The sequence below is a fragment of the Clostridium sp. AM29-11AC genome (assembly GCF_003480545.1).
Lineage (GTDB): Bacteria > Bacillota > Clostridia > Lachnospirales > Lachnospiraceae > Otoolea > Otoolea saccharolyticum_A.
The window spans coordinates 46,184-65,389 of record NZ_QUJI01000014.1; the positions used below are offsets into that span (position 1 = coordinate 46,184).

Annotated in this window: 18 protein-coding genes; 15 read left to right on the forward strand and 3 right to left on the reverse strand. The window is 52.9% G+C overall.

Annotation, left to right across the window (positions count from 1 at the left end; all coding sequences use genetic code 11):
• Positions 1–2 precede the first annotated feature (2 nt).
• The 9 genes from DW757_RS11050 (at position 3) to DW757_RS11095 (ending at position 9,342) form a co-directional block, all read left to right on the forward strand.
• Entirely contained in the window at positions 3–896 is an 894-nt protein-coding gene (locus DW757_RS11050) for a LicD family protein (RefSeq protein WP_118751729.1), read from the forward strand.
• Positions 893–2,191: a lipopolysaccharide biosynthesis protein gene (locus tag DW757_RS11055; protein WP_118751730.1), complete on the forward strand. Its 1,299-nt coding sequence runs from the start codon at positions 893–895 to the stop codon at positions 2,189–2,191. The genes DW757_RS11050 and DW757_RS11055 overlap by 4 nt, the downstream gene beginning before the upstream one ends.
• Entirely contained in the window at positions 2,184–3,275 is a 1,092-nt protein-coding gene (locus tag DW757_RS11060; protein WP_008399272.1) for an aminotransferase class V-fold PLP-dependent enzyme, read from the forward strand. Before DW757_RS11055 ends, DW757_RS11060 begins: the two co-directional genes overlap by 8 nt.
• A complete protein-coding gene (locus DW757_RS11065; protein ID WP_008399274.1) occupies positions 3,272–4,027 on the forward strand; it encodes a phosphocholine cytidylyltransferase family protein in 756 nt (251 codons plus the stop codon). The genes DW757_RS11060 and DW757_RS11065 overlap by 4 nt, the downstream gene beginning before the upstream one ends.
• The gene (locus DW757_RS11075; RefSeq protein ID WP_243033617.1) at positions 4,003–6,180 is read left to right on the forward strand and encodes a DUF2142 domain-containing protein; all 2,178 of its coding nucleotides are present in this window, start codon (positions 4,003–4,005) and stop codon (positions 6,178–6,180) included. Before DW757_RS11065 ends, DW757_RS11075 begins: the two co-directional genes overlap by 25 nt.
• A gap of 37 nt (positions 6,181–6,217) precedes the next feature.
• Positions 6,218–7,057, forward strand: coding sequence for a glycosyltransferase family A protein (locus DW757_RS11080; RefSeq protein ID WP_118751731.1), 840 nt, complete (start codon positions 6,218–6,220; stop codon positions 7,055–7,057).
• A 9-nt stretch (positions 7,058–7,066) separates the two neighbouring features.
• Entirely contained in the window at positions 7,067–8,161 is a 1,095-nt protein-coding gene (locus DW757_RS11085; protein ID WP_021965557.1) for a glycosyltransferase family 2 protein, read from the forward strand.
• A 78-nt stretch (positions 8,162–8,239) separates the two neighbouring features.
• The gene (locus DW757_RS11090) at positions 8,240–8,959 is read left to right on the forward strand and encodes a glycosyltransferase family 2 protein (RefSeq protein ID WP_015573428.1); all 720 of its coding nucleotides are present in this window, start codon (positions 8,240–8,242) and stop codon (positions 8,957–8,959) included.
• Positions 8,956–9,342 (forward strand): DUF2304 domain-containing protein, encoded by a 387-nt coding sequence (locus tag DW757_RS11095; protein ID WP_118751732.1) that lies wholly within the window; start codon positions 8,956–8,958, stop codon positions 9,340–9,342. The genes DW757_RS11090 and DW757_RS11095 overlap by 4 nt, the downstream gene beginning before the upstream one ends.
• An 81-nt stretch (positions 9,343–9,423) precedes the next feature.
• On the opposite strand, the gene DW757_RS17935 is transcribed toward DW757_RS11095, so the two are convergent.
• Positions 9,424–9,555 (reverse strand): hypothetical protein, encoded by a 132-nt coding sequence (locus tag DW757_RS17935; RefSeq protein ID WP_279221221.1) that lies wholly within the window; start codon positions 9,553–9,555, stop codon positions 9,424–9,426.
• Between the two features lie 100 nt (positions 9,556–9,655).
• On the opposite strand from DW757_RS17935, the gene DW757_RS11100 reads away from it, so the two are divergent.
• The 3 genes from DW757_RS11100 (at position 9,656) to DW757_RS11110 (ending at position 11,495) form a co-directional block, all read left to right on the forward strand.
• Positions 9,656–9,904 carry a helix-turn-helix domain-containing protein gene (locus tag DW757_RS11100; protein WP_279221223.1) on the forward strand — a complete coding sequence of 83 codons (249 nt, stop codon included), beginning with the start codon at positions 9,656–9,658 and terminating at the stop codon, positions 9,902–9,904.
• Between the two features lie 168 nt (positions 9,905–10,072).
• Positions 10,073–10,627 (forward strand): dTDP-4-dehydrorhamnose 3,5-epimerase, encoded by a 555-nt coding sequence (gene rfbC / locus DW757_RS11105; RefSeq protein WP_008399284.1) that lies wholly within the window; start codon positions 10,073–10,075, stop codon positions 10,625–10,627.
• A gap of 52 nt (positions 10,628–10,679) precedes the next feature.
• Positions 10,680–11,495, forward strand: coding sequence for an ABC transporter permease (locus DW757_RS11110; protein ID WP_008399286.1), 816 nt, complete (start codon positions 10,680–10,682; stop codon positions 11,493–11,495).
• Between the two features lie 167 nt (positions 11,496–11,662).
• Here the strand turns inward: DW757_RS11110 and DW757_RS11115 are convergent, their stop codons facing one another.
• Both DW757_RS11115 and DW757_RS11120 read right to left on the reverse strand, forming a co-directional pair.
• Positions 11,663–12,877, reverse strand: coding sequence for a sodium/glutamate symporter (locus tag DW757_RS11115; protein WP_021965555.1), 1,215 nt, complete (start codon positions 12,875–12,877; stop codon positions 11,663–11,665).
• A 239-nt stretch (positions 12,878–13,116) separates the two neighbouring features.
• Complete coding sequence (locus tag DW757_RS11120; RefSeq protein WP_008399289.1) at positions 13,117–13,686, reverse strand: GNAT family N-acetyltransferase; 570 nt, start codon at positions 13,684–13,686, stop codon at positions 13,117–13,119.
• A 705-nt stretch (positions 13,687–14,391) separates the two neighbouring features.
• Between DW757_RS11120 and DW757_RS11130 the strand changes: the two genes are divergently transcribed.
• The 3 genes from DW757_RS11130 to DW757_RS11140 all read left to right on the forward strand — a co-directional run bounded on the left by DW757_RS11130 (position 14,392) and on the right by DW757_RS11140 (position 19,181).
• Positions 14,392–16,008, forward strand: a complete 1,617-nt coding sequence (locus DW757_RS11130; protein ID WP_118751749.1) for an ABC transporter substrate-binding protein — start codon at positions 14,392–14,394, stop codon at positions 16,006–16,008.
• A 53-nt stretch (positions 16,009–16,061) separates the two neighbouring features.
• A complete protein-coding gene (locus DW757_RS18035) occupies positions 16,062–18,206 on the forward strand; it encodes an ABC transporter permease subunit (protein ID WP_008398942.1) in 2,145 nt (714 codons plus the stop codon).
• Between the two features lie 96 nt (positions 18,207–18,302).
• Positions 18,303–19,181: an ATP-binding cassette domain-containing protein gene (locus tag DW757_RS11140; RefSeq protein ID WP_118751734.1), complete on the forward strand. Its 879-nt coding sequence runs from the start codon at positions 18,303–18,305 to the stop codon at positions 19,179–19,181.
• Positions 19,182–19,206: the final 25 nt, after the last annotated feature.

Consider the following 19,206-nt stretch of genomic DNA (forward strand, 5'->3'; position numbering starts at 1 on the left):
GAATGACAGGAACAAAAAATCAGGAGGAATACGAAATGGGACACCCGGAATTTTACGAGCCGGAAACCTTAAAGCGGCTTCAGGGGGAGATTCTCTCCATCCTGGACGATTTTACGGCAATCTGCGACAGATACCACCTGGAATATTTCGGCATTGCCGGCACAGGGATCGGCGCCATCCGCCACAGGGGCTTCATTCCCTGGGACGATGACATTGACATTGCCATGCCGAGGAAGGATTTTGAGCGGCTGATAAAAATTGTGGAGAGGACCATGGGGGACAAGTACCTGGTTTTAAACGGGAAAAATTACCCAAACTATCCTCTCATGACAACCCGCCTGGTAAAGAGGGGGACAGTCTTTGTGGAAAAGGTGATGAAGGATGTGGACTGCCCCTTCGGGATCTTTCTGGATCTCTATGTGCTTGACAATGTGTCGGACAATCCTCTCCTCTACCAGATTCAGTCCTGGGAGGCCTGGTTTTACAGCAAGCTCCTGATCCTGAGAAGCATTCCACGGCCGACCCTCACCCAGAAGGGCGTGAAGGCGGAGCTTATCTGGGCTGTGTGCAGGCTGGCGTACCAGGGGATGAAGCTCCTTCGGATCTCGCCGGACGGCATCCGCTGGCGCTGTGAGAAGGCCTGCCGCCGCTACAGGAAGCAGGATACCAGAAGGATGGCCTTTCTGCCGGATACCAGTCCCTACTGGAATGTGGTGGACAGAACGAAGTGCTACCCTTTAAAGAAGCTGGAATTTGAGGGCAGGATGTTAAACTTCCCCGCCAATATCGACGAGATGCTCCGGAACATGTACGGAGATTATATGGAGCTTCCGCCGGTGGAAAAGAGAAAGACCCATTACCCCTACCGGATTGAATTTTCTGAGGAGAACAGATGAAACTGCTGAGAACCCTTCTCATCGGCTCTGATGAGAATATTGAACAGAGAAATATGATCTGGAACATGCTGGGGAGCTTCCTGTACGCCTTTGCGTCCATGGTGCTCACCATCGCGGTCATTCAGGTGGTGGGGGAGGATCAGGGAGGAGATTTCACCTTCGCCTTTACCACCTTCGGACAGCATATGTTTATGGTGGCCTACTTTGGAATCCGTCCGTTCCATATCACTGACACGAGACAGAAGTATACCTTCGGAGAATATCTGCGCCTTCGCTTCATTACCTGCGGCGCTGCGCTGCTCTTCGGACTTCTCTATGTGGCCGCCCACGGGGGAACCTACACCCGTGAGAAGGCAATGACCGTATTTCTGATGGTCTGCTACAAGGTGATCGACGGATTTGCAGACGCCTACGAGGCAGAGTTTCAGAGGGACGGGCGGCTGTACCTGACAGGAAAATCAAATACCTTCCGCACCCTTCTCTCTGTTTTCTGCTTCATGGGAAGCCTGGTGACGACGAAGGATCTGGTATTCTCCTGCGTCGTGGCGGTGGCCGCCCAGACGGCCGGCGTGCTGCTGTTTGACTTTTCGGTCATCGGCCATATTTCCGGCGTGGACTGGAAGGTGAGAAAACATAAGACCTGGTGGCTTTTCAGGGACAATATCCTTCTGTTTTTGTCGGTTATCATCGATTTCTATGTATTTTCCGCCTCCAAGTACGCAGTGGACGCCAATATGGCCAGCCGTGACATGTCTGTGTTCGGAGCGATTTTCATGCCCACCAGCTTTATCAATCTGGTGGCAGGCTTTGTCATCAGGCCCTATCTGACAAAGCTCTCCGGCTCCTGGGAGGGGCGGGATTTCAGGAGCTTTATGGGAGTGATCAGGCAGCTTGCGGCCATTATCGCGGGACTTACAGTGTTTGCCATCGGCTGTGCATGGTTTCTGGGAATCCCTGTACTCAGCATGCTGTACCCGAAAATCAGCTATGCCTTAAAGGACTGCCGCACGGCACTGATCCTGATTATTCTGGGAGGCGCCGGAAATGCTTATGTAAACCTGTTTTATTATTCCCTGATCATCATGCAGAAGCAGCCCTTTATTTTCATCGGCTATGCGGTTGTGGGGGTAATGGCTGTCAGCATTTCCACCCCGTTTGTGCGCGCAGCGGGAATCCTGGGAGGGGCAATGTCCTATCTGATTCTCATGGTGACACTGGCGGGCTGCTTTGCCGTCACCTCGGCAGTATTTTACCTGGGAGAAAAGAAAAAGGAAAGGAGGGGCCAGAATGATTAATTTTGCAGTGGGCCCGGTTCAGATGGAGGAGGACATAAGAGCTCTGGGCGCAGAGGAAATCCCCTATTTCAGGACGCCGGAATTTTCCGGTATTATGAAGGAAAACGAGGCCCTGATGAAAAAGTTTATGAAGGCAGGGGAGGATTCCAGGGCTGTCTTTCTGACAGGCTCCGGAACGGCTGCCATGGAGGCTGCGGTCTTAAATGTGTTTACGGGGGAGGACCGGGTTCTCATCGTAAACGGAGGCAGCTTTGGGGCGAGGTTTGTAAAAATCTGCCAGGTTCTGGGAATCCCTCACGAGGTGATCTGCCTTGAGGCGGGGAAGGCCCTGAAACGTGAGCACCTCCTGCCCTTTGAGGACAGGGGCTTTACCGGTTTTCTGGTCAATGTCCATGAAACCTCCACGGGCGTTCACTATGACATGGAACTGATCGGGGAGTTCTGCAGAAGAAACAGGCTGTTTCTTGTGGTGGATGCCATCAGCTCCTTCCTGGCCGACGACTTTGAGATGGAAAAATGGGGAGTCGATCTGGTTCTCACCGGCTCTCAGAAGGCGCTCGCTCTCCCTCCGGGGCTCTCTGTCCTGGTGCTGAATGGAAAGGCTGCAGAGCGCATCAGAAACAATCAGGTGAAATCCATCTATTTTGACTTAAAAGAGTACCTGAAGGACGGGGAGAGGGGACAGACACCCTACACGCCGGCAGTCAGCATCCTTCTGCAGCTGAATCTGAGGCTTCGAAAGATTGACAGGGCGGGGCTCTCGAAAGAGCAGGAACGGATACGGGCTCAGGCAGAGGATTTCAGGGAGAAGATAAAAGAGCTGCCCTTTGAGATTGTCTCAGAATCCCTCTCCAGCGGGGAAACGCCTCTGCATCCCACAGGAAGGGCTGCAGACGGAACTGCCGTCTCGGCCCACAGGATATTCGAGATTCTGAAGGATGAGTACGAGATCTTTGTGTGCCCCAACGGCGGTGAGCTGGCTGACCGGATCTTCCGTGTGGGGCATATGGGAAATCTGACCTTTGAGGACAACGACAGACTGATTGCGGCATTGAAAGATATGCAGAACAGGGGGCTTCTGTGAGAGTTCTGATACTTGCGGCAGGGCGGGGGACCAGGATCTCCCGCTACCTGTCAGGGAAACCGAAGTGTACGGTGGACATTGGAAACGGGCTGTGCCTGATACAGTATACGGTAGAGCTTTTAAAAAGCCGCGGCATTGACCGGATCGGCATCGTGCTGGGCTATCAGTCCCAGGTGATACGAGAGGTGCTTGAAGGCAGCGGCGCGGAGTTTTTTGTCAATCCCTTCTACGATGTGACAAACAGCATTGCCTCTGCCTGGTTTGCCAGGGCCTTTCTCGAGGAGGCCGCGTCTGACGGGGAGGATCTGATGATTATGAACGGGGATGTCTATATGGAGGATGGCCTCCTTGACCAGATCCTATCGGAAAAGCTGAGCCCTGTCATGTTTGCGGATGAGAGCCGGAAGGAAACGGCGGACTATAAATTTTACTACGAAAACGGTGTCCTGAAAAAATACGGAAAAGAGCTGACAGGCGGGGACATAACCGGAGAATACATCGGGATCGGCCGCTTCGACAGCCGCTTCATCCCCATTTTCCTTAAGAGGATGGATGAGATGATCGCAGTCCAGGAACACTCGGTCTGGTGGGAAAATGTCCTCTACGGCATGGCAAACGAGCGGGAGATCTATGTAAAGGACATCCAGGGAAAGTTCTGGGCCGAGGTGGACTATATCGAGGACTATGAGAGGATACTGGAACACAGAGGAATTGAGAGGTTAGAGCCATGCAGTTTTGGAGGAAACCGCTAGAGGGGCAGGAGCCGGATAAGCAGGAGCCAGAAAGGCCGAAGCCGGAAGGACAGAAGCCAGATAAGCAGGAGAAAGGAAGCCAGAAGCCAGAAGGGCAAAAGCCGGATAAGCAGCAGCCGGAGAAAAAGCGGCTGGGAAAAAATCAGGCAGAAAAAAAACGGCCGGAAAAAAAGAAAGCCGGGACAGGGAGCTGGAAGGCAGACAGAAGGCTGCTCATAAAGGCGGCTGCCTGTGTGGCTGTCGTGTTTGCTCTCGGCATTCTGTTTGAGCTTTTCTGCAACCTTCCTCTCATTCAGAACAAAGGGGAGGGGAATTTTGAGATTCCCCTCTCGCAGACAGAGTATGAGGGATTTGAGCTGAGAACGGCTGAAAACGGCAGCCAGGCTCTTGTCCTGACTGAAGAAGTCGGGAGGCTCCACATACCGGTGGGGGAATTTATCGGAAAGCTGGCCTGCAGCTATGAGTATGAAGGCCTCCTGAATCTGACGGCTGAGGCCCATGTGGAAAATGAGTACGGGGAAGTGAGAGAGAGGGATTCCATTAAAATCCAGGACAGGAACCCGAAGACAAATAAGACCACCTGGCTGAATATCAGGAGGGAGACAGAGTCGGTGGATTTGACCGTGAGCCGGGAGGGGCTCTTCGAGCCGGGACTCTCCTACATCGACTTTTCCTCCATGCCCCTGGCTGTCACAGGATTTTCTGCAGTGACGAAGCCTGCTGTAAATCCCTACAGGCTGTGTTTCTTCTGGGCTGCCTGCGGAACGGCTCTGTTTCTTATCATGGCCAGAAGACAGATTGGGCGCCATATAGAGATGGGCTTTCTTATTGTGGCCCTTGTGGGGGGAACCCTGTTCTCCCTGTCTCTTCCCGCTGACAAGGTGGGGTTCGACGAGGAGATCCACTTTGAGCAGAGCTTCTGGATTGCCAACTACAGGAGTCCGGTCCATCTGTCGCCCACGATTTTCCAGGAATTTTCAGCGGGGATTGACACCTGGCCTCTGAACCAGCCGGGAGGGCTTGAGGAACAGAGGGAGTTAAACCATTATCTGAATGAAACAGGAGATTACAGAAACGGGAGCATGCTCTGGAGCGCGGATCTGAATAAGACCACCTTCACCGGCTATCTGGGACAGGCGGCTGTCTTAAAGGCCTGCCAGATCCTGAATCTGCCCTTTTCCCTCTTATTTAAGCTGGGGCGCCTGGGCAATCTCTTTGTCTACTGCCTGGTTATGGCCCTGGCCATCCGGAAAACTCCCGTGGGAAAGGGGATTATGGCTTTTATCGGCTTAATGCCGGCGCCGCTTATGCTGGCCGGTGTGTACTCCTACGATCCTGCGGTGACAGCCTTCCTTTATCTCTCCTGCGCCTGCATCCTGAAGGCTGTGCTGGAGCCGGAGGGAAGGCTCTCGGTGAAGGAATACGTGCTTATTCTGGCTGCCTTCTTCTGGGGCTGCAGGATCAAGGCAGTTTACGCGCCGCTGATCCTGACAGGTCTTCTGATCCCGGCGTCCAGATACGGCAGCAGAAAACAGATGCGGTGGATGCGGGCCGGCTTTGTGGCGCTGTTTGTCATCCTGATGGCCTCCTTTGTGCTTCCTGTTTTAATTTCGCCCAGCGAAACCGGCGATCTGAGAGGCGGAGCCACCAGCGAGGCAGGCCAGATGGCCTATGTCCTGGGACAGCCCTTCGCCTACGCAAGGATTCTGTTTGAAAATATTTTCCTGAATTTCCCCTCCTATGTGCTGGGAGAGGGGGCCTTCGGCGTGCTGGGGCATCTGGGGACGATTTCCTTCCCCTGGCTTTTGTATGCGGGGAGTACGGCAGTTATCCTCACGGACACCAGGTCGTCCTGTGGAAAACGTCTGACCGGATGGCAGAGACTGTGGATATTTGTGCTGGCAGGCGCCTGCGCGGTGCTTGTCTGGACTTCCATGTATATTGCGTTTACGCCGCCGGGGAATACCTATATAGAGGGCGTGCAGGGAAGATATTATCTGCCGTTTTTATTCCTGCTGTGGCTGGTGCCAAGCCCGTCCGCCGTGACGGTTCACCTGAAAAATGAGGTGTACTATCCGGCGTTTCTGGGCCTGGCGGGAGTGATTCTGTATGCCGTGTACGCAGCGGATGTTCTGATCCCCCACTGTCTGTAGCATGGGGGAAGAGTGATGGAAGGAGAGGAAGGAAGCCATGGAAGAAAAAAAGGAACAGCTGGGGTTTCATACCTTTGCCATCTGCGCCTATAAGGATTCGCCCTATCTGGAGGAGTGCATGGCCTCAGTAAAACGCCAGAGCTGCAGCTCAGAGGTCATCTGCTGTACCTCAACGCCCAGCCCCTATATCAGCCGTCTGGCTGAAAAATACGGCATTCCCCTGTATGTGCGGGAGGGGAAAAGCGGCATTCGGGAGGACTGGCTGTTCGCCTATGAGAAGGCAGGCGGAAAGTTCGTGACAATCGCCCACCAGGACGACAGGTACAGGAAAAATTACACGGAAACCCTTCTGGCTATGTACAGAAAATACCCGGATATGACAGTATTCTGCAGCGACTACGCCGCTGTTATGATGGAGCCTAAGCCGGATGGAAGCCTTCGGGCAAGGCCTCAGACGGTGAATCGGGTGTGGCTGGTGAAAAAGTTTCTCAGGCTCCCTCTGCGCCTGCGTTTCCTGGCAGACAGGACCGGCGTGAAGCGGGCTGCCCTTTTGTTTGGAAATTCCATCTGCTGTCCGTCCTGCGCCTACAATAAGGAGGAGCTTGGAAACCGCCTCTTTGAATCCTCCTTTGAGTTTGCCCTGGACTGGGACAATCTCTATGAGCTGGCGGGGCGAAAAGGCAGGTTTGTCTGCTCAGAACGGCCGCTCATCTACTACAGGGTGCATCCGGGGGCAACCACGAAGCAGTGCATCGAGGACAACCGGAGAAAAGAGGACGAGACGGCCATGTTCAGGAAGATGTGGCCGGAGCCGGCAGTGAGGCTTCTGATGCATTTCTACAGAAAGGCGTATGACGCTTACGGAAAACAGGATTAGAACGAAGATATGGAAAATATTGCCTGGAGGAAAGCAGAGACAGATATGGAACTGAAAAAAGCAGAAGAAAGAGCAGAAGCGGGAGAAAGAACAGAAGCAGAAGGAAGAGCAGGGGCAGCAGATAGGGCAGGCAGCGGGCAGCCGGTCTGCGAACCGGCAGAGGGCCGGAAAAAGTCAGTGGATTTAATCATTCCTGTTTACCGGCCGGGTAAGAGTTTTAAGGAGCTTCTGAAACGGATACGGGAGCAGGATTATCCCATCCGCCGGCTCATCATCATGAATACAGAGGAACAGTTCTGGAAGCCGGAATATGAGGAGATCTTTGAGAAAAAAGGGACTCAGGAAACAGAGATGGAGGTGCATCACCTGTCCAGGGAGGAGTTTGATCACGGCGGGACGAGGGACCGGGGCATCCGCCTGTCTGACGCGGATGTGTGTATTCTGATGACCCACGACGCAGTTCCGGCAGACAGGAAGCTGGTGGGAAATCTCATAAAAGCTCTCGAGAGCGGGCCGGACATTGCGGCAGCCTACGCCAGGCAGCTGCCCTTTGAGGACTGCTCCCTGATGGAAAAATATACGAGAGCCTTCAACTATCCGGCAGAGAGCCGGATCAAGTCGGCAGCGGATCTAAAGGAGCTTGGCATCAAAACCTTCTTCTGCTCCAACGTCTGCGCGGCCTACGATACAGCCATATACAGGAGTCTCGGAGGCTTTATTAAAAAGACGATCTTCAATGAGGACATGATCTATGCGGCAAAGGCTGTCGAAAACGGCTATCGGATTGCCTATGCGGCGGACGCAAGAGTGTTTCACTCTCACAACTACACGGCAGTGGAGCAGTTCCACCGGAATTTCGATCTGGCAGTCTCCCAGGCCGACCATCCGGAGGTCTTTTCCGGGATCCGGTCAGAGGGAGAGGGAATCCGGCTGGTCAGGCGCACCGCGGCCTTTCTCGTCAGACAGGGAAAGTGGATGCTCCTACCGAAGCTGGCTGTTCACAGCGGCTTCAAGTATGCCGGATACCTGCTTGGGAAACAGTATAAAAGGCTGCCCAGAAGCCTGGTGCTCTGGCTGACCATGAATAAAAATTACTGGAACTGAAGACGGTTTAAAATGTCGGAATGAAGAGGACAAGAAAAAGATGCCGCTGCCGGCAGTCAAAATACAGGAAGAGCAGCAATGGAGGACATGATGTCAGATTTACTGATCGTAATACCAGCCTACAATGAAGAAAAAAATATTGAGCGTGTGGTGGACCGCCTGATACGTGATTTTCCCCAGTACGATTACCTTGTAATCAACGACGGCTCCAAAGACAGGACGGGGGAGATATGCAGGGAGCGGGGCTATGAATTTCTGGATCTGCCGGTAAACCTGGGACTTGCCGGGGGATTTCAGGCGGGGCTAAAATATGCGGCGAAAAAGGGGTACCGATACGCGGTGCAGCTGGACGGGGACGGCCAGCACCGGCCGGAATATCTGGAGGCCATGATAGAAAAGATGGAGGAGGGGTATGACATTGTCATCGGCTCCCGGTTTGTGGGAGCCAAAAAGCCTCTGTCCATGCGGATGATAGGAAGCCGCCTGATTGAGTGGGCGATTCGCCTGACCACAGGGGTGACAATCAAGGATCCTACCTCCGGCCTGCGTATGTTCAACCACAGAATGATAAAAGAATTTGCAGGCGGCCTGAATTACGGACCTGAGCCGGATACGGTATCCTATCTGATCAAGGGGGGAGCGAAGGTGGCGGAGATCCCGGTTATCATGGATGAGCGGCTTTCAGGAGTCAGCTATCTGACACCCGTAAAATCCATATTTTATATGGCGAAAATTCTGTCGTCTATTCTGCTGATTCAGAGCTTCAGAAAACGTGAAAGGAAGGGGGAAGAGGTATGACCATGCTTCTTAGGGCCGTTCTCATTGTGGTGTCCATTCTCACAACGGTTCTGATTTTGAGGAAAATACGCCAGTCAAAGCTGCAGATAGAGGATTCCCTCTTCTGGATCGGTTTTTCCTTTATGCTGATCCTGTTCAGCGTATTCCCTGTGGTGCCGACTGTCCTGTCGGAGCTTGCGGGGACGTACTCCACATCGAATTTTATCTTCCTGTTTGTGATCTTTCTTTTGATCGTCAAGCTGTTTCACATGTCCATCAAACAGTCTCAGATGGAGACAAGGCTCAAAGAGCTGGTTCAGAAAATAGCCATCGAGGACAAGGAACAGCGGGACAGACAGGCCCCAAAAACGGAATGTCCTGAAAAGACGGACGAAGAGGGCTGAGGAGCCCATAAAGAGAGCCGCCGGGGATGCGAAGCGTGCACGCTGTCCCTGACGGCTTTTCATGACGGAAACGGACAGTTTTTACTGGCTTACAAGACTGCCGAAAAAACGGACCGCATCAAGCAGCGTGACCTCGTATTCTCCGGAAATGGCTTCAAGCAGCTTCTTTGTGTTTTCGCGGTGTCTCGAATAGTAAATGACAGCAACCTTCATCTGCATTTTCCCTTGACTTGAATTAGTATGATCAATATACTAAAATACAATAATCGCATATAAGGACGCAGTTTGAACATACATAGTATGGCAGACACATATTATTTATGCTCTCTGTAAGCCCCCGGTCTGCCGGTTTGGGGAACTGAAAAAGGCGGTACTCCGTATCACGAACACAATGCTGACATCCACTCTGCGGGATTTGGAAAGACTGGAAATCATTTACAGAGAGCAGTTCAACGAGATACCTCCCCGCGTTGAGTATTCCATTACAGAAAAGGGGAGGGCGCTGCTTCCTGTTTTCTTTGAGCTGGCCAAATGGAGTGATAAGTATTTAGATAAAGAGTAACCGGTTATCAGCCTGCAGTTTTTGGAAAACCCATGGCGCACAGCCACTTTTTCTTGTCAGGTGCCGGTTCTGGTGGTATAGTAGGTAAGTCGGCAGGAGACAGGTCTGCCTGCCGGACGGCATAAAAAGAGTGTTAGAGAGAATTTCAATAGAAAAGGAGTGCAGAAAATGGGAAAAATTAAAGTAACGCCATGTGATATCAAAGGGCTTTACGTGATTGAGCCGACCGTGTTTAAGGATGAGAGAGGATACTTTGTGGAAACCTACAATCAGAACGACTTCAAAGAGGCCGGCCTTGACATGGTATTTGTCCAGGACAATCAGTCCATGTCTGTGAAGGGCGTGCTTCGGGGACTTCACTACCAGAAGCAGTATCCCCAGGGCAAGCTGGTGCGCGCTATCCGCGGAACCGTGTTCGACGTGGCTGTGGATCTGAGGGCAGACTCTGAAACCTATGGAAAATGGTTCGGAGTGGTTCTCTCTGCAGAGAATAAGAAGCAGTTTTACATTCCGGAGGGCTTCGCCCACGGTTTCCTGGTTCTGTCTGACGAGGCAGAGTTCGCCTATAAATGTACGGATTTCTACCACCCCGGAGACGAGGGCGGTCTGGCCTGGAATGACCCTGAAATCGGCGTAGAGTGGCCTATCGAGGAGGGAATGAAGCTGATTATTTCCGAGAAGGATCAGAAGTGGGGCGGTTTTAAGGATACCTTCCGCTTCTAAAGCCGGAACAAAAATCCCATTCCCCACAAAAAGCAAAGACCGGAGGAAATGAATGAATTACTATACTTCCCTGTTTAAAGGGATCATTGAGAAGAGAAAGCTGATCTGGGATCTGGCCAAGGCAGATTTCAAGAAGCGGTTTGTGGGCTCCTATTTTGGAGTTGTCTGGATGTTTGTCCAGCCCCTTGTAACCATTCTGATTTACGCCTTCCTGTTCGGCGAGTACGGCTTTAAGAGCCCGCCTCCTGTGCCTGGGGCTTCCTATGTCATCTGGATGGTTCCGGGAATTGTGCCCTGGTTCTACTTCAGCGAAGCCCTGAATTCCGGCACAAACTGCCTTCAGGAGTACCACTACCTGGTGAAAAAGGTAGTGTTTCAGGTGGAAATGCTTCCGATTATCAAGCTGATTTCCTGCTTTATGGTACACGCCTGCTTTCTGGCAATTATGGTGGGCTTTTACCTGGTGGGAGGCTATTTCCCCATCGCGACCTGGATTCAGGTACTGTACTACTCCTTTGCAGTGTCCATGCTGGCCCTGGCAGTTACCTATATTACGAGCTCTATCCAGGTATTTTTTAAAGATATGGCTCAGATTGTGGGAATCTGCCTGCAGTTTGGCATGTGGCTGACGCCGATTATGTACCATGAATCCATGTTTACCGATGCCCACCCGTGGCTTCTGCCGATTTTTAAGCTGAACCCGTTTTACTATATTTCCACAGGGTTCAGGGACAGTATGCTGCAGGGAAACTGGTTTTTTGAGAGGCCCACGCTTACGCTTTATTTCTGGGCAGTGACGCTTGTGCTGATGTTCCTGGGGCTTCGGATTTTCAGAAAGCTGAGGCCGCATTTCTCTGATGTGATGTAAAGACGGGAAAAGCCGCTGATAAGACGAAAGCGAAGATGCAGAGATTAAAAAAATCATAAAAGAGATCACAAAAGAGATGAAATAAAAAAGGGCAAAAAGCAGCCCGCCGCACAGACAATCCTGCAGGAGTCTGTACGGCGGGCTGCTTCTTTACAGCGACGGCTGTTTTATCCGGCAAATCCCATGATTCCAGGTGCGAAGGACATAAACAGAGGGTTGAAAATGTCCACGCAGAGTACGGAGAAGGCCGGGTAGAGAACCCAGGCAATGTGGGAGTAGCCGTACTTTTCCATAACAGCGCGCTCGTTGGCAACTGCGTTGGAGCCGGAGCCCATGCCCATTCCAATCAGACCGGCGCACATGCAGGCTGCATTGTAGTCGCTCTTATACATGCGAAAGCCGATGAAATAGGTAAATAAAAGAGTGGCCACTGTCACGGCAAAGAGTGTGATCAGCATTGGAACAGCGGAGCCGGCAATCTTTGTCAGATCCATGGTCATAATCGTGATAGCCAGGAAAATGTCCAGGGAAATATGCTCGATGGCTTCCACCTCCTGAGGGCGGATTTCCACGTGAATCCCTTCCAGGATATTTCTGGCTATGGCCCCTGCAAACAGACAGCCGATAAAGTATGGCATCTCAATCAGAGGGATCTGGCTCAGAAGGAGATAGATCGGGATGCCGCAGGCTGCGATGATAGTCATCATGCAGACAGAGGACAGAAGATTCTTTGCATCGAGAGGAAGCGTTTTCTCACCGTCGTCCTCAAACTCTGTCTCTGCCGGGTTGGAGGTGAGCTTGTGCTTTTTAATCAGAAGCACAGCCAGAGGTCCTCCGGTGAGGCTTCCGGCGATCATGCCCAGAGTGGCAGCAGACACACCGATCTCGGTTGCGCCGACGGCTCCCATGCTCTCATAGACCGGTCCGAAGGCAGAGGTGGTTCCCACACCGCCTGCCAGAGCCCCTGTTCCGATCTGGATGCCCATCAGCGGGTGCATGCCCAGAGAGGAGGCGACTATGATACCGAGAATACCCTGAAGAAGTACCAGAAGCAGGACAGACAGCGCAATTCCGGCACAGAATTTTTTGCCGCGGTCTAACAGCTTCCGGCTGAAGCCGAAGCCGACACAGGTAAAGAAGATATTCATCAGGTGATTTCCGAGCGTGGAGGTCCACTGCACGGAGAAAATGCCGTTGCTCTTTAAAATGCTGAGGATGACGGCCACAATCAGGCCGCCGATAACCGGAGCCGGAAGGCTCCAGTCCTGGAATACCTTTACACGGCGTACAATGCCCTTACCCAGATAAACCATAACACAGCCAAAACCGGTTGTGGCCAGAAGATCCAGAGTAAGGGTTGAGGTAGCTGGATCAAAATTCATTGTATACATCCTTTCCCTTTCTTTTTTTGGCCTGCTCTTGCTGCACAGATGCCGTTTCGGCATGCTGGTCAGAAAGGACAGGCCATACGTATATACATTATACACGGTCTGCTATGGAAAAGGCAAGAAATGAAGACAAATTTTAACAGAAATGAAACAAAATTTCAAGTTGATAGAAAAAATAAAAAAGTTGCATAAAAAATAAAAAAACAGATAAATAAAACAAAAATAGGACGGCTTTATTCCGTCTGGAGCGGACGCACGGCCTCCGCCACCGTGCAGGCCTCAAGGTGGCTGCTTCTGCCGTTTGGTTCAAATCCGTTTTTGCGCCAGAAGTGCTCACTTTGCCGGTTTCCCTCCACCCAGGCAAGCTTCATGAAGCGATAGCTCTGACGCTGCAGAATATCTGCTGTATGGCTGATGATCAGGCTGCCGGTACCTTTTCCCTGAAGCTGTCGGTCTACCATAAAAAAACCGATGTAAACAGTTTTTTCATCTGGATAGCCGAAGACCAGATCCATGACAGCGGCTAAAGAGCCATTTTTGCAAAAACCCAGAAAATATTTGTCCTCACAGTTTTTACCCGGAGGAAGGGCGGTGAAATCAGACTGCACCAGGTCTGGCGTGAGGGGGCAGTTCAGGTGCTTATAATACAGCGGATTGCCAAGGCAGAGAGAATACACAGAGGGCAGATCGCTGAGGGTGAGGACAGATACTGTAAACGGAAAGGAAGGGGGAAACGTGAGAGGGTTCTGCCTCACATCACGAAGAATCTTTCTTTTCACTGAACTGAAATGAGTTTCTGACATGAATACCTCCTGTAATTTGGCAGAGCTCTGCCGAAATGACGGATTTTATCCGGAAAATAACATCCCAGACGTCTTTCCGAAGACCAGCCGTCAAAGATGGTCAGGCTGGTCTTATTATATAGCAGGAAAAGAGCGGATGCAAGAGAAGAGGGGATATCTGACCATCCTGCTGTCAGCTGTGCTGTACCGTTTTCTCCAGAAGGCGTTCTCTCAGAAAATACAAATTCATTTGTTGACGAAACGCCGGCTTTCCTATATACTATTTTAGGAAAAAAAGAAATCAACATGGCATCCTGCCAGTCTGGCTCTATCCTGCAATCATTTTCTGCACAAGCAGAAGGACAGCGGACAAACCGCTTAACAGACCGGCAGAACGAAAAATCAGGCCAGCTCAGCTGGATAAATCCCGTATGGGACAACAGATCGCCTTACGGCAGACGGCGGTCATTTCATATCAAAAGGACAAAGCAGTACCAGGAAGGTATTTTTACTCTGAAAATCAGGGAAAATAGCTTCCTGGTTTTTTTATATAGCAGGAAACTTTGTTCCCTGCTATATAAAAACGCTCCGCGGGGATCGCACTGGGTTGGAGAGGAATACGGCTGCTTTTGCAGCCCCGCCGCAGGCGGAGAATCCTGCAAGGCAGGATTCTTTGTTCTTTCATTTACAGAATACAGGCAGCGTAAAAGGAGGCAGCAAAAGCCTATGGAACACAGGAAAACAAAGATTGCAGCAGCTATAGGAGCATTATCGCTGGCGGCAGCACTGTCCGGATGCGGACAGCAGGCAGAGAACCAGGCTTCTGAAACCGATGAGAAGGATTCCGTCGTGGTTGTTATGACAGCGGAGTCGGAGCCGGAAGAAGGCTTTGATCCGGCTTACGGCTGGGGAGCCGGAGAGCACGTTCACGAGCCTCTGATTCAGAGCACTCTCACTGTAACGAACCCGGATCTGACCATCGGGTATGATCTGGCCACCGGCATGGAGGCTTCCGAGGACGGGCTCACCTGGACGGTTGATATAAGAAGTGATGCGTTTTTTACAGACGGAGAGCCATTGACGGCAGAGGATGTGGCCTTCACCTACAATACCTTAAAGAACACCAGCTCTGTCAATGACTTTACCATGCTGGAGCGGGCTGAGGCCCAGGATGAGGACACAGTTGTCTTTCACATGAGCCGCCCGTATTCTATCTGGCCCTACACAATGGCCGTGACGGGAATTGTGCCGGAGCACGCATACGGGCCGGACTACGGAGTGAATCCCATCGGATCCGGGCGGTATATTATGAAGCAGTGGGACAGGGGACAGCAGATAATTTTCGAGTTAAATCCCGATTATTACGGGGAGGAGTCCAAGATGAAAAAGGTCACAGTCCTCTTTATGGAGGAGGATGCCGCCTTTGCGGCCGCGCTGGCAGGTCAGGCAGATGTAGTCTACACAGCTGCATCCTACACGGATCAGGAGGTGCCCGGCTACCATCTGCTGGCCTGCGAGAGTGTGGACAACAGAGGCTTTAATCTTCCGGCGGTTCCCCGTTACACAGACGAGAATGGTATCGAGAGGGGCAATGATTTCACAGCCGACGTGAGAGTCCGCCGGGCCATCAGCATGGGGCTTGACAGGCAGGCGATGATCGATCACGTTCTGAACGGCTATGGAAGTCCTGCCTACAGCGTCTGCGACAAGCTCCCCTGGTATAACGAAGAGGCAGAGACGGCATACGATCCCGAGCAGGCAAAGGCGCTGCTGGACGAGGCAGGATGGACCCCGGGGGCGGACGGCATCCGCACCAGGGACGGGGTCCGCGCAGAGCTGGAATTTATCTATCCGGCCGACGATTCTGTGAGACAGGCTCTCGCCGCAGACACGGCAAACCAGCTGAAGGCCCTGGGGATCGACGCCTCTGCCAGAGGGGTAGGCTGGGATACTGCATACACAGAGGCCTATTCACAGCCCCTGCTTTGGGGATGGGGAGCGCATACGCCTATGGAGCTCTACAATATTTACCACACAAGCCCGGATACAGGCACTGCCCAGTATTCCCCGTATTCCAATGAAACCGTTGACCGGTATATGGACGAGGCCCTGGCATGTTCTGATCTGGAGGAGTCCTATGAGCTCTGGAAAAAGGCTCAGTGGGATGGACAGACAGGAGTGACAGAGCAGGGCGATGTCCCGTGGGTGTGGCTGGTGAACGTAGATCATCTGTACTGGGTGCGGGACGGACTGACAGTAGCCGAGCAGAAGATTCATCCCCACGGCCATGGCTGGTCAATTGTCAACAATGTGGACCAGTGGAGCTTTGATGGACAGCAGTGAGAAACAGGAAGAATTTTTAAACGAAATCAGATGCAGGAAAGGAGACAGAAACCATGGGCAGACTGGCAGGATGGGCAGGAAAAAATCTGATAAGGGCAGCCGTGCTTTTGGCTCTGGTCAGCGCAGCTTCCTTTTTCCTGCTGTCCCTGTCCCCCATCGACCCGCTTCAGAGCAATGTGGGGCAGGCGGCTCTCGGCTCCATGAGCCCGGAGCAGGTAGAGGAGCTCAGAGAATACTGGGGGGTGGGAGTGCCGATGACAAAGCGCTTTGCCTCCTGGTTTTCAGGACTTCTGAAAGGGGATATGGGAATCTCCCTTCTGTACCGCCGCCCTGTGATTGAGATTGTGGGAGAGCGGTTTCTCAGCTCTCTCTGGCTGATGGCGTCCGCCTGGGTATTTGCAGGTGTACTTGGCCTTCTTCTCGGCATCCTGGCGGGAACCTTCCGCGGGAGATGGCCGGACCGCCTGATCACAGGCTACTGTATGCTGACGGCCAGCACGCCTGCCTTCTGGATCGGGCTTTTGCTTCTGCTGGTGTTTGCCGTCCAGCTTCGGATTTTTCCCATCGGCCTGGGAGTCCCTATCGGAATGGAGTCCGCACAGGTGACATTTGCCGACCGGCTCTCCCATGCTTTTCTGCCTGCCCTGACTCTGGGGCTTACGGGAATTTCATCCATCGCTCTTCACACGAAGGCGAAGATGGAGGAGGTTATGGACAGTCCGTATGTGCTCTATGCCAAGGCCAGGGGAGAGAGCCTGTTTCATATCGTAAGGTGCCATGGGCTTCGCAATATCCTTCTGCCTGCTGTCACCCTTCAGTTCGCATCAATCAGTGAAATTTTCGGAGGCTCTGTCCTGGTGGAGCAGGTATTTTCCTACCCGGGACTGGGGCAGGCAGCCATCGCTGCCGGGCTGGGCAGTGATGTCCCCCTTCTTCTGGGAATTACCCTTATAAGCTCCCTGCTTGTCTTTGGAGGCAATCTGGCTGCCGATCTTCTGTACCATGTGGTAGATCCCAGGATGAGGGGAGAGGCACGGCAGAGAAAGAGGGAGAGAAGGAGAGCAAAGAAAAAAGCGGAAGAGGGTATGGCAAAGGCGGCGTTATCTGTCGGCTCAGAGGAGGCAGGCACCCCTGGGAGAGGGGACGGCGGGCGGGAAATAAGCTCTGGGCAGGAGACGCGGGCTCTGCAGATGAGACATAACCACAGGCAGGATGAGAGCATGTTCTGCAGGGCTGAGGCAGGTTCTGCTGAGGGCCGTCCCTCAGGAGCGCAGACTGCTGTGGAGGGAGGAAAAGACAGCCAGGGACAGACGTTCCTGCCGTCACAGAAAAACACCCATGGACAGGCTCTCCCATGGCCGGAGCGCAAAAAATGCCGTTTTTTAGCAGACAGAAGGGCCCTTACCATAGCTCTTCTTATCTGCTCGGCAGTTCTTCTGGCGGGGATAGCCGCGGCAGGGCTTCTGTGCTCCGAAGGGGCGTCAGTGTCGGACTTTTCCAGAAAAAATCTGGCTCCAAATGCAGAATATCTGTTCGGGACAGACTGGCTGGGAAGAGATATGTTCCTGCGCACGCTGGCCGGACTCTCCATGAGCATACGGCTGGGGCTCTTAACTGCCACAGTCAGTGCAGGAATTGCTCTGGCGCTGGGACTTTTGGCTGCCATGGGAAGGACAGCAGATCTGGTGGTGTCGGGACTCATCGATCTGGTGATGGGGATTCCTCATATGCTGCTTTTAATTCTCATATCCTGCGCCTGCCAGAAAGGGTTTGCGGGAGTGGCAGTGGGTATCTCCCTCACTCACTGGCCCTCCCTTGCCAGGCTGATCCGCGGGGAGGTACTTCAGCTGAAGGAGAGCCAGTATGTAAAAATCTCCTCAAAGCTGGGAATGAGCCGGTTCAAAATCGCCTGCACCCACATGCTGCCCCACCTGCTCCCGCAGTTTCTGACGGGCCTGATTCTCATGTTCCCCCACGCCATTCTTCACGAGGCCAGCATCACCTTTCTGGGGTTCGGCCTTCCGCCGGAGGAGCCGGCAGTGGGAATCATTCTCTCGGAAAGCATGAAATACCTGATAACGGGAAAGTGGTGGCTGGCGGTATTTCCCGGCCTGCTTCTGACGGCGACGGTGCTGCTCTTTGAGGCTCTCGGCCACTCAGTCAGCCGCCTGCTCTCGCCGGGAGGGGCCCATGAGTAGAAAAAAGGCACAGGCCAAGTCCCAGGCCTCCTTTTTAGGAGAGGAAGCTAAAAACACGGCTGTGAAAGGCTTATACAGGAAAGGAAAGAGGCGGGAATGAGAATGGATGAGAGCAGAAGGGCTGAAACGGCGGATTATCCGTGCAGGGGGAGGGATGACGTTCCCCTCCTCCTGGTCAAAGGACTCTCTGTCACCTTTACTCAGTATGACAGAGGGCTCAGAAGAAAGCTGCTGCACCCCATAACGGATCTCAGCCTGCAGGTGCGAAGGGGGGAGGTTACAGCCCTTGCAGGCGCAAGCGGCTCGGGAAAGAGCCTCTTAGCCCACGCAGTGCTGGGGATTCTTCCCTACAATGCTGTGTGCAGCGGGAGTATGGAATATCAGGGGGAACTGCTGACAGAGAAGAAACTTAAGAATCTGAGAGGAAAGAAAATCGTTCTGATCCCTCAGGGCGTGAGCGGCCTTGATCCGCTAATGAAGGTGGGGGCTCAGATTCGGGGAGGAAGAAAGGACAGACCGTCTGCGGACCGGTGCCGATGGCTGCTTGAGCGGTATGGACTTCCCACGGAGACAGAGGAGCTGTATCCATTTGAACTCTCCGGAGGAATGGCAAGGCGTGTGCTGATTGCGGCAGCCATGATGGAAGAGCCTGAGCTTGTCATTGCAGATGAGCCGACGCCGGGCCTGGATCTTCAGACTGCCAGGCGGGTAATGGGACATTTCCGTGAGATGGCAGATCAGGGTACGGGGGTGCTTTTAATCACCCACGATCTCGAGCTTGCCATGGAAACGGCTGACCGCGTTCTGATTTTCAGCGAGGGGAGCGTGATAGAGGAGCTGCAGATGGAGGCAGAGCCGGAAAGCGGGACGAGAAAACTGAAAGGAGTGCCCCAGAATGCGTATACAAAAAGACTCCTCTCCTCTGTACCGGGAGTCGGAACTCCGTGGAGCATCCTTGCAGGAGAACGTCTTTGAAATAAAAACAGAAGGAAAGAGGGGA

Bases quoted from the DNA above. Each gene is read 5' to 3' on its own strand.
- DW757_RS11050 (WP_118751729.1), top strand. From the start codon at position 3: ATGACAGGAACAAAAAATCAGGAGGAATACGAAATGGGACACCCGGAA.
- DW757_RS11055 (WP_118751730.1), top strand. From the start codon at position 893: ATGAAACTGCTGAGAACCCTTCTCATCGGCTCTGATGAGAATATTGAA.
- DW757_RS11060 (WP_008399272.1), top strand. From the start codon at position 2,184: ATGATTAATTTTGCAGTGGGCCCGGTTCAGATGGAGGAGGACATAAGA.
- DW757_RS11075 (WP_243033617.1), top strand. From the start codon at position 4,003: ATGCAGTTTTGGAGGAAACCGCTAGAGGGGCAGGAGCCGGATAAGCAG.
- DW757_RS11080 (WP_118751731.1), top strand. From the start codon at position 6,218: ATGGAAGAAAAAAAGGAACAGCTGGGGTTTCATACCTTTGCCATCTGC.
- DW757_RS11085 (WP_021965557.1), top strand. From the start codon at position 7,067: ATGGAAAATATTGCCTGGAGGAAAGCAGAGACAGATATGGAACTGAAA.
- DW757_RS11090 (WP_015573428.1), top strand. From the start codon at position 8,240: ATGGAGGACATGATGTCAGATTTACTGATCGTAATACCAGCCTACAAT.
- DW757_RS11095 (WP_118751732.1), top strand. From the start codon at position 8,956: ATGACCATGCTTCTTAGGGCCGTTCTCATTGTGGTGTCCATTCTCACA.
- DW757_RS17935 (WP_279221221.1), bottom strand. From the start codon at position 9,555: ATGAAGGTTGCTGTCATTTACTATTCGAGACACCGCGAAAACACAAAG.
- rfbC (WP_008399284.1), top strand. From the start codon at position 10,073: ATGGGAAAAATTAAAGTAACGCCATGTGATATCAAAGGGCTTTACGTG.
- DW757_RS11110 (WP_008399286.1), top strand. From the start codon at position 10,680: ATGAATTACTATACTTCCCTGTTTAAAGGGATCATTGAGAAGAGAAAG.
- DW757_RS11115 (WP_021965555.1), bottom strand. From the start codon at position 12,877: ATGAATTTTGATCCAGCTACCTCAACCCTTACTCTGGATCTTCTGGCC.
- DW757_RS11120 (WP_008399289.1), bottom strand. From the start codon at position 13,686: ATGTCAGAAACTCATTTCAGTTCAGTGAAAAGAAAGATTCTTCGTGAT.
- DW757_RS11130 (WP_118751749.1), top strand. From the start codon at position 14,392: ATGGAACACAGGAAAACAAAGATTGCAGCAGCTATAGGAGCATTATCG.
- DW757_RS18035 (WP_008398942.1), top strand. From the start codon at position 16,062: ATGGGCAGACTGGCAGGATGGGCAGGAAAAAATCTGATAAGGGCAGCC.
- DW757_RS11140 (WP_118751734.1), top strand. From the start codon at position 18,303: ATGAGAATGGATGAGAGCAGAAGGGCTGAAACGGCGGATTATCCGTGC.